The 14088-nt window shown below is 71.4% G+C and carries 12 protein-coding genes and 2 riboswitches; of the genes, 5 read left to right on the top strand and 7 right to left on the bottom strand.

Features of this window, described 5'->3' with window-relative positions:
• Positions 1-51 precede the first annotated feature (51 nt).
• Positions 52-858, top strand: coding sequence for a polysaccharide deacetylase family protein (locus CG719_RS31775; protein WP_100572170.1), 807 nt, complete (start codon positions 52-54; stop codon positions 856-858).
• On the top strand, positions 858-2045 hold the full coding sequence (locus CG719_RS31770; protein WP_100572169.1) for a YVTN family beta-propeller repeat protein: 1188 nt from the start codon (positions 858-860) through the stop codon (positions 2043-2045). The genes CG719_RS31775 and CG719_RS31770 overlap by 1 nt, the downstream gene beginning before the upstream one ends.
• A 78-nt stretch (positions 2046-2123) precedes the next feature.
• On the opposite strand, the gene CG719_RS31765 is transcribed toward CG719_RS31770, so the two are convergent.
• Complete coding sequence (locus CG719_RS31765) at positions 2124-4424, bottom strand: N-acetylmuramoyl-L-alanine amidase (RefSeq protein ID WP_100572168.1); 2301 nt, start codon at positions 4422-4424, stop codon at positions 2124-2126.
• Between the two features lie 242 nt (positions 4425-4666).
• Here CG719_RS31765 and CG719_RS31760 point away from each other — a divergent pair, with 242 nt between their 5' ends.
• Entirely contained in the window at positions 4667-5329 is a 663-nt protein-coding gene (locus CG719_RS31760; RefSeq protein WP_100572167.1) for an NADPH-dependent F420 reductase, read from the top strand.
• A 7-nt stretch (positions 5330-5336) separates the two neighbouring features.
• Here CG719_RS31760 and CG719_RS31755 read toward each other — a convergent pair whose 3' ends face one another.
• Together CG719_RS31755 and CG719_RS31750 are read right to left on the bottom strand one after the other, a co-directional pair.
• On the bottom strand, positions 5337-5891 hold the full coding sequence (locus CG719_RS31755; protein WP_100572166.1) for a glycoside hydrolase family 25 protein: 555 nt from the start codon (positions 5889-5891) through the stop codon (positions 5337-5339).
• A 91-nt stretch (positions 5892-5982) separates the two neighbouring features.
• On the bottom strand, positions 5983-7014 hold the full coding sequence (locus CG719_RS31750; RefSeq protein WP_199836855.1) for a phosphatidylinositol-specific phospholipase C domain-containing protein: 1032 nt from the start codon (positions 7012-7014) through the stop codon (positions 5983-5985).
• A 181-nt stretch (positions 7015-7195) separates the two neighbouring features.
• On the opposite strand from CG719_RS31750, the gene CG719_RS31745 reads away from it, so the two are divergent.
• Positions 7196-8311, top strand: a complete 1116-nt coding sequence (locus CG719_RS31745; protein ID WP_234375855.1) for an SPFH domain-containing protein — start codon at positions 7196-7198, stop codon at positions 8309-8311.
• Between the two features lie 19 nt (positions 8312-8330).
• Positions 8331-9425 carry a hypothetical protein gene (locus CG719_RS31740; RefSeq protein ID WP_100572164.1) on the top strand — a complete coding sequence of 365 codons (1095 nt, stop codon included), beginning with the start codon at positions 8331-8333 and terminating at the stop codon, positions 9423-9425.
• A 31-nt stretch (positions 9426-9456) separates the two neighbouring features.
• On the opposite strand, the gene CG719_RS31735 is transcribed toward CG719_RS31740, so the two are convergent.
• From CG719_RS31735 to gcvT, 4 genes are all read right to left on the bottom strand, one after another.
• Positions 9457-10824 carry an L-serine ammonia-lyase gene (locus CG719_RS31735; protein ID WP_100572163.1) on the bottom strand — a complete coding sequence of 456 codons (1368 nt, stop codon included), beginning with the start codon at positions 10822-10824 and terminating at the stop codon, positions 9457-9459.
• 101 nt (positions 10825-10925) lie between these two features.
• Positions 10926-12188, bottom strand: coding sequence for a serine hydroxymethyltransferase (gene glyA, locus CG719_RS31730; RefSeq protein WP_100572162.1), 1263 nt, complete (start codon positions 12186-12188; stop codon positions 10926-10928).
• Positions 12189-12205: 17 nt separating this feature from the next.
• Positions 12206-12583 (bottom strand): glycine cleavage system protein GcvH, encoded by a 378-nt coding sequence (gcvH, locus tag CG719_RS31725; RefSeq protein ID WP_100572161.1) that lies wholly within the window; start codon positions 12581-12583, stop codon positions 12206-12208.
• A 110-nt stretch (positions 12584-12693) separates the two neighbouring features.
• The gene (gene gcvT, locus CG719_RS31720; RefSeq protein WP_100572160.1) at positions 12694-13821 is read right to left on the bottom strand and encodes a glycine cleavage system aminomethyltransferase GcvT; all 1128 of its coding nucleotides are present in this window, start codon (positions 13819-13821) and stop codon (positions 12694-12696) included.
• Between the two features lie 41 nt (positions 13822-13862).
• A riboswitch (glycine riboswitch) is annotated at positions 13863-13979 on the bottom strand.
• Positions 13980-14076, bottom strand: a riboswitch (glycine riboswitch).
• Between the last annotated feature and the right edge of the window lie 12 nt (positions 14077-14088).

Raw genomic sequence — 14088 nt, 5'->3', positions numbered from 1 at the left:
TCTCGCGCCCATACGTGTGAATCGCCCGTTTTCTTACCCTCCGCCTCTTAAATGGTGCGGGTGACCACGACCGACCGCCGCGGCGTGCTGCGGACCGGTGCCGGGCTCGTCGCCGGTGCCGGGCTCGCCGCCGGATGCTCCTCCACCGGTGCCGCCCCCCACGCCGCCGCGTCCTCCGCCGCGTCCTCGGCCCCCTCCGCCGAGTCCCCGCCCGCCACCACCGCGCGTGCCGCGCCCGCGCCGCGTGCCTTCCCCCGGCAGCCCGCGCAGATCACCCATGGCCCGCGCGACCGGCCCCGCGTCGCCCTCACCTTCCACGGCCAGGGCGACCCCGAGACCGCCCGCGGCCTGCTCACCGCGGCCGAGAAGCACGGCGCCCGCCTCACCGTGCTCGCCGTCGGCACCTGGCTCGACCAGTATCCGCAGCTCGCCCGGCGGATCCTCGACGGCGGCCACGACCTCGGCAACCACACCCAGCGCCACGTGGCCGTCAACGACATGGCGGAGGCCGGCGCCCGCGCGGAGATCACCGGCTGCGCAAACCGGCTGAAGCGGCTCACCGGCTCGATCGGCACCTGGTTCCGCCCCTCGCGCGCCCCGACCGCCTCCCCGCTGGTCCAGCGGCTGGCCCGCGCGGCCGGGTACCCGCACGTCCTGTCCTACGACGTCGACTCCCTCGACTACACCCGGCCCGGCGCCCCGGCCGTCACCCGCAAGGTCCTGGCGGAGGTACGGAGCGGATCCGTGGTGAGCCTGCACTTCGGGTACCCGGACACGGTCGCCGCCCTTCCCGACGTACTCAAAGAACTCGACCGCCGCGGCCTCCACGCGGTCACCACCACGGAGCTGCTGAGCTGATGTCACCCACTCGATTCGCCCGGGCCCTGACCGCCGGCGCCGCCTGCCTCGCGCTCACCGCGCTGTCCGCCTGCACCGGCGGGGGCCCGAAGAACCACGCCGACGAAGGCCTCGGCAGCAAGGAACCCGTACCGCCCGGGCAGCAGCAGGCCGCCGACGTGCTGCCCGGCATGCCGCCGGTCCTCGACCCGGCCGACGTCTACGCCGCCGACCGCCCGGGCAAACTCTCCCCGGTCGTCAGGGACTTCCCGTCCCGCGTCTACGTCCCCAACACCAACTCCAACACCGTCACGGTCATCGACCCCGCGACGTACAAGGTCATCGAGACCATCCCGGTGGGCCGCCAGCCCCAGCACGTCGTGCCGTCCTGGGACCTGAAGACGCTGTGGGTCAACAACGACCTCGGCAACTCCCTGACGCCCATCGACCCGAGGACCGGCAAGGCGGGCAAGCCGGTCGACGTGCACGACCCGTACAACCTCTACTTCACGCCCGACGGCAAGTACGCCGTCGTCATGGCCTCCAAGGACCACCAGCTCGTGTTCCGCGACGCGCACACCATGAAGACGGCCAAGGCCGTCCCGGTCACCTGCTCCGGGGTCAACCACGCCGACTTCTCCCTGGACGGCCGCTACTTCATCGTCTCCTGCGAGTTCAGCGGCGAACTGCTCAAGGTCGACACCGCGCGGATGGAGGTCGTCGGCCGGCAGAAGCTGGACGTCCGCGGCGCCATGCCGCAGGACGTGAAGATCTCGCCCGACGGCAAGAGGTTCTACGTCGCCGACATGGTGGCCAACGGGCTGTGGATCCTTGACGGCGACACCTTCGGCAAGCCGGAATTCCTGCCCACCGGCAAGGGCGCCCACGGCCTGTACATCAGCCGCGACTCCCGCGAGATGTACGTCTCCAACCGCGGCGAGGGCACCATCTCCGTCTTCGACTTCGCCGAGGGCAGGCTGACCAAGAAGTGGCGCCTGCCGAACGGCGGAAGCCCCGACATGGGCGGCGTCTCCGCCGACGGCAAGGTGCTGTGGCTGTCGGGCCGCTACAACTCCGAGGTGTACGCCATCGACACCCGCACCGGCGCCCAACTGGCCCGCATCAAGGTCGGCAGCGGCCCCCACGGCCTCGCGGTGTACCCCCAGCCGGGCCGCTACTCACTGGGCCACACAGGCGTCTTCCGCTGAGCGGACCCGGACCCGATCCCCACGAGTCGGGCCCGGCGGCGGCGAAGGCCGGCGCCGGGCCCGGTCGCGTACGGGGGGCTACTTGAGGTACACGATGCCGTCCGTGGTGACGGCGGGGCGGCCCGCGGTGCCGACGACCACGATCTTGATCGTGTGCTTCGCGCTGGTGGGCCAGGTCTTGGTCCAGATGGCGTCGCGGTACTTGGTGGTCGCCGACTGCAGGTCGACCCGGGCGGCCTTGGTGCCGTCGATGTAGATGTCGGCCTGCCCGGAGGTGCTCGCGCGGGAGACCAGCCAGGCCACGGAGCGGCCGGTGAAGGTCCAGGTCAGGGAGGCGTTCTTGGTCGAGCTGCCAAAGGACTGGCCGCCCAGGTAGCTGGCCGAGGACTTGCCCGCCCAGGTGCCGGTCTTCGTCGCGGCCGTCTCCTGGGCAAGGACCGGGGTGCCGGACACCGCGGCCGTGCCGGTGTTGCCGGCCTGGTCGTACGCGGTCAGGGACCAGGTGGTCGCGGCACCGGACGTGGCGGTGAGGGCGGCGGTGGTCGCGGTCGGACCGTACGTGGCGGCGGCCGGGGCGGTGAGCCTGACCTCCTTCAGCGCGGTGTCGTCGGCCGCCTTCCAGCTCAGGGTGACCGGGACCGCGGTCGTGTTCACCGTCCCCGCGCGCAGCGCCAGGGCCGGCTTGGTGGGGAAGGTCGGTGCGGTGGTCTCCGCGACGACCGTGGCCGCCGCGGAGGTGGCCGTCCTGCCGGACTGGTGGGTGGCGCGGACCTGCACCTGGTGGCTGCCGGGCGTCAGCGTGGCCTTGGCCGAGGTGGCGGTTCCGGCGGCCTTGGCCACCGGCTGTCCGTCGACGAGGATCTCGTACGCGCTGATCAGCGCGGACGGGGTGGTCGCCGTCCAGCCCACGGTGATCGCGCCCTGGGTGTAGTACGTCGTGCCGGACAGGCCCGCACCGGTGACGGACTTGATCGCCAGCCCGGTGACGGGGCCCGCGGCCCAGGCACGGACGGTGGGGAGCTTGGCGTAGTACGCGTTGCCGGGGCACTGGGTATTGAAGCCGTCACGGTGCCCGTGGATGGCCGGCAGGCTCAGCTTGGCGCCCTTGGCCCAGGTCTTGCGGGCGTAGTTGCTCCCGCTGTCACCGGCGGTGAGGGTCGCCGTGCCGGCCGGGTCCACGCCGTACTGCCCCAGCTTCCAGGCGGCGATCCGGGCGACCGAGGTCAGCGCCGCGTCGCTCGGGGCGACGTCGGTGTAGGTGCCGAGGACGGATATGCCGGTGGTCTCGGAGTTGAAGCCGTAGGCGTGGGCGCCCATCACCGGCAGGTCCACTCCGCCCTTGCGGCCCTCGTAGACCGTGCCGCACTTGTCGACGAGGAAGTTGTAGCCGAGGTCTTTCCACTTGAGCTGTTTGACGTGGTACGCGTAGATGCCGCGGACGATCGCGGGGGCTTCGGCGCAGGTGTAGTTGTTGCTCTCGGCGGTGTGGTGGACCACCACCGCCTTGATCTTTCCGCCGGGCAGGTAGTCGGGTTCCTCGGGGCTGATCTTCTCGTCGGCGCCCCACCCGGCCCGCGACACGATCGCCGGCCGCGGCGCGCTGGAAGGAGGAGCCTTGGGCCCGGTGGCACTGGTGCTGGGGCTCGGGCTGGGGGTTGTGGGCGGGGGCGGGGAGGCCGGTGCGGAAGAACTCGGCTCCTGGGCCGGCGGGGTGGACTCGGCCGGAGTCCCGGACTCGACCGGCTCCGTGGTGGGATCGTCGCCGGCCGGTGTCTCCTCCGGCGGAGTGCCGGCCGGCTGGCCGGCCGTGGGGTCGGGCGACTCGGTCGGATCGTCGGGCGCGTCGACGGCGTAGGCCGCCGGCTCCATCGTTCCCGTGCCGCCCGTGGCTGCCCTGCCCGGGTCGATCATGTCCAGGCGCAGCCCGGCGGGCAGCCGGTCGGACGTGCGTCCGCCCGCGGTGACCCGCACCTCCACGCCGTCGGAGGGGCCCACCCAGGCCGGTTCCGTGCCGCCGCGCTCGGCGGCCGCCTCGCCCTGACCGCCGCTGCCGTCCAGCCGCAGCCACTGCGACCACTGGCCGGACCCGGCCGCGCGGGTGCGGGCCTCGATCGTGCCGTCGACCCGCGCCGAGGGGTCGTTCCAGGTGATGCCGAGCATGCTGAACGGCTCGGTCCGCTCCTGCTTCAGAGCGGCGCTGGTGCCCTGCTCGCTCGCCGTCAGCGCGGCCGTGCGGGCCTGGCTCGTGACGGGACCCGGCTTGCCGTCACCGTCGGTGCCCTTGCCCGGCTGATCGGAGCCTGTGGTCAGTAGGAGCCCTCCGACGATCCCTGCCGTGGCGACGGCAGCCGTACCCCAGATGTAGCGAGGTCTACCCATAGCGGATCCGCGATGTCCTTCGTGAGGAGCGAGAAGAGTGGAGCCGCCGCACCCCGGGGCGGGACGACTCGCTCAGTAGACCCGCGGGATCCGTCCACGGTTGTGTGATCACGCCGGGCATCGCCGGTGACGCGCGTCACCCGGCCGGCACCGGGACGGAAATATCCGGCGCCGCCCCGGGGTTTCAACTCACCTGCGGAAGCTGTGCCGGACACCGACCCGGAGAGGCAGGGCGAGCAGACATGAAGATCGGCATCATCGGCGCGGGCAACATCGGCGGAAACCTCACCCGGCGGCTGACCGCCCTCGGGCACGACGTCTCCGTGGCGAACTCCCGTGGCCCGCGGACACTCGGCGCGCTGGCCGAGGAGACCGGCGCGACCCCCGTATACGCACAGGAGGCGGCGCGCGGCGCAGAGGTCGTCGTGGTCACCGTCCCCGTCAAGGCGGTCCCGAACCTGCCGCCCGGGCTGCTCGACGGGGCGGCCGGGGGCGTGACGGTGATCGACACCGGCAACTACTACCCGCGCGAGCGGGACGGCAGGATCGCGGGGATCGAGGACGAGGGGCTCACCGAGAGCCGCTGGACCGAACGGCAGATCGGCCATCCGGTGATCAAGGCGTTCAACGGGACCTACGCCCAGGACCTCCTCGAACGTCCCCGCCCGGCCGGGGCCCCCGACCGCATGGCGCTCCCGGTGGCGGGCGACGACGAGGCGGCCAAGGCGAAGGTGCGGGCGCTCGTCGACCAGCTCGGCTTCGACGCCGTGGACGGCGGTGGCATCGACGACTCCTGGCGCCAGCAGCCCGGCACGCCGGTCTACGGCCTCCAGGCAGGCGCGGACACCGTCGCCAAGGCCCTGGCCGAGGCGTCCCCGGAGCGGCCGGCGCAGTTCCGGGGGTAGTCCCGGCTCAGACGGCCGCCCACTGCCGCAGCGCGGTCGCGCCGGCGAAGTTCGCCACGTCCTTGTCCAGCGGGTCGTCGGTGTACTGGTGGAAGAGCCACTTCGCCTTGATCCGGGGCTCCCCGGCGGCGACGTAGTCGGCGATCCACAGGCCGTCGCCCGCGTAGGAGGTGGTGTCGATGTTGAGCCAGAAGTTCCTGTTCGTGTAGAGCACGACCCGGTTGTGCGGGCGCAGGGACTTGACCGCGCGGATGAACGCGTCCTTCTCCGCGTTGGTCGCGTGCGTGCCGTCGCCGGTCGTCTCCCAGTCGACGGCGAGGATGTCGCCCGCCTTCTCGGGCGCCTGCGAGACGAAGTACTCCGCCTGCGCGGTGATGTTGCCGGGCCACAGGAAGTGGTAGAAGCCGACCACGAGACCGGCGTCACGGCCTTGCTTGGTCTGGGCACTGAGCTTGGAGTTGACGTACGTGCGGCCCTCCGTCGCCTTGATGAAGACGAAGGAGAGGCCGCTCGTGCCGTAGGCGGAGGACTGGTAGGCGCTCACATCGATGCCGTGCAGCATGCGCACTCCCTGAAGGTGCCGTGGGGGAGGAGTCGTTGGTTGGTTTCTGCCCCACAACTGGTACGGGCGATACCTTCAGGGCGTTCGAACATCAGCTCCGGGGGGCCACCGAACCCAGTACGGCGGCCGACTTGTCCGACCAGTCCGAGGTGATCAGGCTGGCGTGCTGCCCGGCCAGGAGGGACAGGCGGGCGGCCACCTCTGCGTCCGTGGGGTCGGTCGAGGAGATCGCCGGGGCGACCTGGGCCGCGTCCGTCGTGATCAGGATGTAGTGGTTCTGGGAGTAGAAGGACGTGTCGTAGCCCTTGGTGGCGTAGGTCGCCGCGTCGCCGTCGAAGAACACGAACCAGGGGCGGATCGAGGCGTCGTAGCGGCTCGCGCGCGGGTCACCGTCGGCGGCGCCGAGTACGGCGGGGAACGCCTGGGCGGAGGCGATGTTCCCGGCCGCGTGCAGGTCGCGCAGGTGGTCGCCGTACTCCTGGTCGGTCCAGTAGTGGTCGAAGGGGTTGGCCTGCTCCACGGTGCCGGGGATCAGCTCGAAGAGGACCTTGCCGGTCAGGGCGTCCCGGGACGGCCAGGCGTCGGCCCTGGCGGCCGCGTCGAGCGACGCGTGCTTCCCGCCCAGCAGGTCGGACGGCTTGTAGACCATGTCGCCGAGCTTCTGCCGCACCAGGGTGTCGAACGCGGCGGGCCCGAGTCCGAGAGTGGCGTTGAAGCCGTTCTTCATCTCCATCTTGAAGACGATGGGCCGGTGGCCGGGATGGAGCTGGTGCCAGGCGGCGATGTTGTCCAGGCAGCTCCCGAGGTCCTGGTCGCGGCTCTTGCCGTACAGCTCGCCGGGGGTCTTCGCGGCCTCGCAGTTGTTGTTGTTGCCCAGCGGATTGCTGTGGCTGACCCGCCAGCGCCGGGTCAGCGGGTCGGTGTAGACGTCGATCTCGAGCAGCGAGGCCCCGGAGTCCAGCGCCTGCGCGAAGTAGGTGTACTTGGCCTTCTCGTACGCGTTGTGCGTACCGATCGCCGTCGTACCGGCGAACGTGGGCTCCGCCGCGCCGGCGTTGCCCGGGACCGCCGTCAGGAGCGCCACCGCACCCAGTAAGCCCGCCAGTCTTCTCGTCCCGCTCATGGCCAACTCCCTTTGTTCGTAGTCGAGTTGAGCGGAAGCGTAGGGAAGAACGGTTACCGTGCGGTAGCCCCCGGGGGAACAGGTTCGCTCAGGTGCCGGACCCCCGGGGCGGCGGCGATTGCTATCGTGCGGTCGCGAAGTGAGCCGAAAGCAGAGGAAACGGGGGCGGGCCATGGGACTGATGGACCGTATACGCGGTGAGTTCATCGACATCATCGAGTGGACGGACGACAGCCGCGACACCATCGTCTGGCGCTTCCCGCGCTACGAGAACGAGATCAAGATGGGCGCCAAGCTCGTCGTCCGTGAGTCGCAGACGGCGGTCTTCGTCAACGAGGGGCAGATCGCCGACGTCTTCACGCCCGGCACCTACACCCTGGAGACGCAGAACCTGCCGGTGCTGTCCACCCTGAAGGGCTGGAAGTACGGCTTCCACTCGCCCTTCAAGGCCGAGGTCTACTTCGTCACCACCCGCCAGTTCACCGACCTCAAGTGGGGCACCCAGAACCCCGTCATCGTCCGTGACCCCGAGTTCGGCATGGTGCGGCTGCGGGCCTTCGGCGCCTTCGCGGCCCGCGTCGTGGACGCCGCCGCGCTGCTGCGCGAACTGGCAGGCACCGACCCGCAGTTCCGCACCGAGGAGGTGCAGGAGTACCTGCGGCAGCTCATCGTCGGGCGACTGGCGACCGCCCTGGCCACGGCCGGGGTGCCGATGCTGGACCTGGCCACCCGTCAGGACGGGCTCGGCGCCGCGCTGTCGGCCGCCCTCACCGAGGAACTGGCCCCGGTCGGCATCGCCGTGCCCAAGTTCATCATCGAGAACATCTCGCTGCCGCCCGAGGTCGAGGCCGCCGTCGACGCCCGCTCCCGGATGGGGATCGTGGGCAACCTCGACCAGTACACCCAGCTCCAGGCGGCCGACGCGATCGGCGACGCCGCGCGCAATCCCGGCGCCGCGGGCGAGGGCGTCGGACTGGGCGTCGGCATGGCCCTCGGCCGGCGCATGGCGGAGGGCCTCACCCCGCAGCAGCCCGCCGCCGCTCCGGCCCCCGCGCCCGCCGCCCCTCCGGTCGCCCCGCCGCCGCTGCCCCAGCAGCAGTGGTTCATCGGCGCCGGCGGCGCCCAGCAGGGCCCGTACGACACCGCCGCGCTGACCGGCCTGATCGGCGCCGGTACCCTCGCCCGGACCACCCTGGTCTGGCAGAACGGCATGTCCGGCTGGCTCCCCGCCGAACAGGTCCCGGAGGTCGAACGCCTCTTCGGCAGCGTCCCGCCGCCGCTGCCGCCCCAGGCCTGAGCGGACGGGGACGACGACCATGACCGAGGACCAGGCCACCGCCGCCCGCTCGTACCCGTGCGAGGCCTGCGGTGCCACCGTGGAGTACGCCCCGGGGACCGACGCGCTGCGCTGCCCCTACTGCGCGCACCAGCAGGCCATCGTGCCCGTGCAGCGCGCGGTGCGGGAGCACCCGATCCAGGAGCTGGCGGCCCTCCCCGCCAAGCCGCAGGCCGGGCCCGGCTCCGTGAACACCTTCGTGTGCCCCGGCTGCGGGGCCCGCACCGAGAGCGACACGCTCTCCGTGCGCTGCCAGTTCTGCGCCACGCCCCTGGTGGCCGACGCGGGCGCCACCGAGCGGGTCGTCCCCGAGGCCGTCGTGCCCTTCGGCCTCGACCGCGACGGGGCCCGGGACGCGCTGCGCACCTGGACGTCCTCGCGCTGGTTCGCCCCCAAGGACCTGAAGAAGGTCACCGAGGCGGAGTCCTTCAAGGGCAGCTACCTGCCCCACTGGACGTACGACGCGGCCACCGTCTCCGACTACCGGGGTCGGCGCGGTGAGTACTACTACGAGACCGTGACCCGCACCGTCACCGAGAACGGCGAGACCCGCACCGTGACCGAGCAGGTGCGGCACACCCGCTGGTACCCGGCCTCCGGAACGGTGTCCCGGGACTTCGACGACGTCCTGGTCCCGGGCACCGGCCATGTCACCGCCAAGCAGCTCGACAAGCTCACGCCCTGGCCGCTGGAGGAGGCCAGGCCCTACCAGGAGGAGTACCTGGCGGGCTTCCAGACGGTGCGCTACGACATCGAGCCCGAGGCGGGCCTGGAGACGGCCAAGCAGCGGATGGCCGAGGTCATCGAGGGTGACTGCCGCAGTGACATCGGCGGCGACGAGCAGCGGGTCGAGTCGGTCGACACCCACTACTCCGACGTCACCTTCAAGCTGATGCTGCTTCCGGTGTGGTTCCTCACCTACCTGCACGCCGGGCGGACCTGGCAGGTGACGGTGAACGCCCGCACCGGAGAGGTGGTCGGCGAGCGCCCGTACAGCACCGGCAAGATCGTCGCCGCCTCGCTCGTGGCGCTCGCGGTGATCGCGCTGGCCGTCTGGCTGATCGCCAGGAGGTAGCGGCCCGCGCGGCGGCACGGGCCGGACCTCGTCAGCACTCGATGATGTTCACCGCGAGCCCGCCGCGGGCCGTCTCCTTGTACTTCACCGACATGTCCGCGCCGGTCTCCTTCATGGTCTTGATGACCTTGTCGAGGGAGACCTTGTGGGAGCCGTCACCGCGCATGGCCATACGGGCGGCGGTGACGGCCTTGACCGCGGCCATGCCGTTGCGCTCGATGCAGGGGATCTGGACCAGGCCGCCCACGGGGTCGCAGGTGAGCCCGAGGTTGTGCTCCATGCCGATCTCCGCGGCGTTCTCGACCTGCTCGGGAGTGCCGCCCAGGACCTCGGCCAGGGCGCCCGCCGCCATCGAGCAGGCGGAGCCGACCTCGCCCTGGCAGCCGACCTCGGCGCCGGAGATGGAGGCGTTCTCCTTGAAGAGCATGCCGATCGCTCCGGCGGCGAGCAGGAAGCGGACCACGCCGTCCTCGTCCGCGCCGGGGATGAAGTTGATGTAGTAGTGCAGGACCGCCGGGATGATGCCGGCCGCGCCGTTGGTCGGGGCGGTGACCACCCGGCCGCCGGCCGCGTTCTCCTCGTTCACCGCCATCGCGTAGAGGGTGATCCACTCCATCGCGCGGGCCGTCGCGTCGCCCTCGGCGCGCAGCTGGCGGGCGGTGACAGCGGCGCGACGGCGCACCTTGAGACCGCCCGGCAGGATGCCCTCGCGGGCCAGACCGCGCCCCACGCACGCCTGCATCACCCGCCAGATCTCCAGCAGGCCCTCGCGGATCTCGGCCTCGGTGCGCCAGGCCCGCTCGTTCTCCAGCATCAGGGAGGAGATCGACAGGCCCGTCTCCTTCGTCAGGCGCAGCAGCTCGTCGCCCGAGCGGAAGGGGTACTTCAGCACCGTGTCGTCCAGCTTGATGCGGTCCGCGCCCACCGCCTCCTCGTCCACGACGAAGCCGCCGCCGACCGAGTAGTACGTCTTGGCCAGCAGCTCGGCCCCGGAGGCGTCGTACGCCCACAGGGTCATGCCGTTGGCGTGGTAGGGGAGCGTCTTGCGGCGGTGCAGGACCAGATCGTCGTCGTAGGAGAACGCGATCTCGTGCTCGCCGAGCAGGTTCAGCCGGCCGGAGGTCCTGATCGTCTCCACCCGCTCGTCGGCCGTCTCCACGTCCACCGTGCGCGGCGAGGCGCCCTCGAGACCGAGCAGCACCGCCTTCGGCGTGCCGTGGCCGTGGCCCGTCGCCCCGAGGGAGCCGTACAGCTCGGCGCGGACCGACGCGGCCCGCTCCAGCAGGTCCTCGTTGCGCAGCCGGCGGGCGAACATGCGGGCCGCCCGCATCGGGCCGACCGTGTGGGAGCTCGACGGGCCTATGCCGATCGAGAACAGGTCGAAGACCGAGATGGCCACGGTGACTCCTCAAGACGGGGTGGTGCTGGGGGTGCCAGGGGCGGGGCACCGCGTACGGGCCGGGGTCTCCGGCCCGCACGCGGCACTCCTCAAAACGGGACTTACTTGTTCAGACCCGGGTACAGCGGGTGCTTGCCGGCCAGGGCGCGCACCCTGGCCTTGAGGGCGTCGGCGTCGTAGGACGGCTTCAGCGCCTCGGCGATCACGTCCGCGACCTCGGTGAAGTCCTCGGCCGTGAAACCGCGGGTGGCCAGGGCCGGCGTGCCGATCCTGAGGCCCGAGGTGACCATCGGCGGGCGCGGGTCGTTCGGGATCGCGTTGCGGTTGACGGTGATCCCGAGCTCGTGGAGGCGGTCCTCGGCCTGCTGCCCGTCCAGCTCGGAGTCGCGCAGATCGACCAGGACCAGATGCACGTCCGTGCCGCCGGTCAGGACGTCCACGCCGACCGCCCGGACGTCGTCCTGGACCAGGCGCTCGGCCAGGATGCGGGCGCCCTCAAGGGTACGACGCTGGCGCTCGCGGAACTCCTCGCTCGCGGCGACCTTGAAGGAGACCGCCTTGGCCGCGATCACGTGCTCCAGCGGGCCGCCCTGCTGACCGGGGAACACCGCGGAGTTGATCTTCTTGGCCAGCTCGGCGGTGGACAGGATCACACCGCCGCGCGGGCCGCCCAGCGTCTTGTGGGTGGTGGTGGTGACCACGTGGGCGTGCGGCACCGGGTTCGGGTGCAGGCCCGCGGCCACCAGACCGGCGAAGTGCGCCATGTCGACCATGAGGTACGCGCCGACCTCGTCCGCGATCCGGCGGAACGCGGCGAAGTCGAGCTGGCGCGGGTACGCGGACCAGCCGGCCACGATCAGCTTCGGCTTGGACTCCTTCGCCAGCCGCTCCACCTCGGCCATGTCGACCAGGCCGTCCTCGCCCACGTGGTAGGCGACGACGTCGTAGAGCTTGCCGGAGAAGTTGATCTTCATGCCGTGGGTCAGGTGCCCGCCGTGGGCGAGGTTCAGACCCATGATCGTGTCGCCGGGCTTGAGCAGCGCGAACATCGCGGCCGCGTTCGCCTGCGCGCCGGAGTGCGGCTGCACGTTGGCGTGCTCGGCGCCGAACAGCTCCTTGATGCGGTCGATGGCGATCTGCTCGACCACGTCGACGTGCTCGCAGCCGCCGTAGTAGCGGCGGCCGGGGTAGCCCTCGGCGTACTTGTTGGTGAGGACCGAGCCCTGGGCCTCCATGACCGCCACCGGGGCGAAGTTCTCGGAGGCGATCATCTCCAGCGTGGACTGCTGGCGGTGCAGCTCGGCGTCGACCGCGGCGGCCACGTCCGGGTCGAGCTCGTGCAGGGGAGTGTTGAGAACAGTCATGTGCGTGTGTCCGATTCTCAGCCGGCCGTCTCGGCGGCGTACTCGTCGGCGGAGAGCAGGTCGGCGGGCTCCTCGGCCAGGCGCACCTTGAACAGCCAGCCGCCCTCGAAGGGAGCGGAGTTCACCAGCGACGGGTCGCTCACCACGTCCTCGTTGACCTCGGTGATCTCACCGCTGACGGGGGAGTACAGGTCGGACACCGACTTGGTCGACTCCAGCTCACCGCAGGTCTCGCCCGCGGCCACCGTGTCGCCGACCTCCGGGAGCTGGGCGTAGACGACATCGCCGAGCGCGTTGGCCGCGAACTCCGTGATGCCGACCGTCGCCACGCCGTCCTCGACGGGCGACAGCCACTCGTGCTCCTTGCTGTAGCGCAGATGCTGAGGGTTGTTCATGGCCAGAATTCTCCTGTACGCGGGTCAATGGTGATGAATGGGGAGTGCGAAAGGCGTGCGTGACCAGGGGTGACGTGTCTCACGTCGCCTCCGTGGCGGCTACGGCCGTGTCACTTCTGCCGCTTGTAGAAGGGCAGCGCCACGACCTCGTACGGTTCGTGGTTGCCCCGGATGTCCACCCCGACACCGGCCGTGCCCGGAGCGGCGTGCGCGGCGTCGACGTACGCCATGGCGATCGGCTTGCCCAGGGTGGGGGAGGGGGCGCCGGAGGTGACCTCGCCGATCACCTCGCCGCCCGAGACGACCGCGTACCCTGCGCGCGGCACCCGGCGGCCCTCGGCGACCAGGCCGACGAGCACCCGGGGCGGCTCGGCGGCGGCGCGCTCGGCGGCGGCCTGCAGCGCCTCGCGGCCCACGAAGTCGCCCTCCTTCTCGAACTTGACCACCCGGCCGAGGCCCGCGTCGAACGGGGACAGCGAGGTCGTCAGCTCGTGCCCGTACAGCGGCATGCCCGCCTCCAGGCGCAGGGTGTCCCGGCAGGACAGACCGCAGGGGACGAGACCGGCGTCCGCGCCGGCCTCGGTCAGCGCCTGCCACAGCTTCTCCGCGTCGCCCGGCGCCACGAACAGCTCGAAGCCGTCCTCGCCGGTGTAGCCGGTGCGCGCGATCAGGGCGGGGACGCCGGCGACCGTACCGGGGAGCCCGGCGTAGTACTTCAGGCCATCGAGGTCGGCGTCCGTCAGGGACTTCAGGATGCCGGCGGACTCGGGGCCCTGCACGGCGAGCAGCGCGTAGTTGTCCCGGTCGTCGCGGACCTCGGCGTCGAAGCCGGACGCCCGCTCGGTCAGCGCGTCGAGCACCACCTGGGCGTTGGAGGCGTTGGCGACGACCATGTACTCGGTCTCGCCCAGCCGGTAGACGATCAGGTCGTCCAGGATGCCGCCGTCGGCCTGGCAGATCATGGTGTAGCGGGCGCGGCCGAGGCCGACGGTGGCGATGTTGCCGACCAGGGCGTGGTTCAGCAGAGCGACCGCCTGCGGGCCGCTGACGGTGATCTCGCCCATGTGCGACAGGTCGAAGAGGCCGGCCTTCGTCCGCACGGCGATGTGCTCGTCGCGCTCGGAGCCGTAGCGCAGCGGCATGTCCCAGCCGGCGAAGTCGGTCATCGTCGCGCCGAGCGAGCGGTGCAGCGCGTCGAGCGCGGTGCGGCGGGGGCGGTCGGGTTCGGTACTGCTCATCGGGCGGTCTCCCAGGCATGACAGGCGAGGACGGATCCATGTCCTCCCCATCTGTCATCGGAACCTGAGAGGTTCGCCATGACCGCCGTCGGACGGACGGAGCACGGCTTGCACCTTGGGTGGAGCCACTGCGCCAGCGGCCCGCTTTTCAGATGTGCCTCGCCCGCGCGGTAACGGTGCCTGAGAGATTCAAGGGAGGTACTTGCTCCTTCGGCGCCCCAGCGAGACGGCTGGGGACTCTCCCGCGCGGATTCAAGCGGCCGATAT

Source organism: Streptomyces sp. CB01373, assembly GCF_002803075.1.
GTDB lineage: Bacteria > Actinomycetota > Actinomycetes > Streptomycetales > Streptomycetaceae > Streptomyces.
The sequence above is the reverse complement of the archived record's forward strand: the minus strand, read 5'-3'. Positions and strand labels throughout refer to the sequence as shown.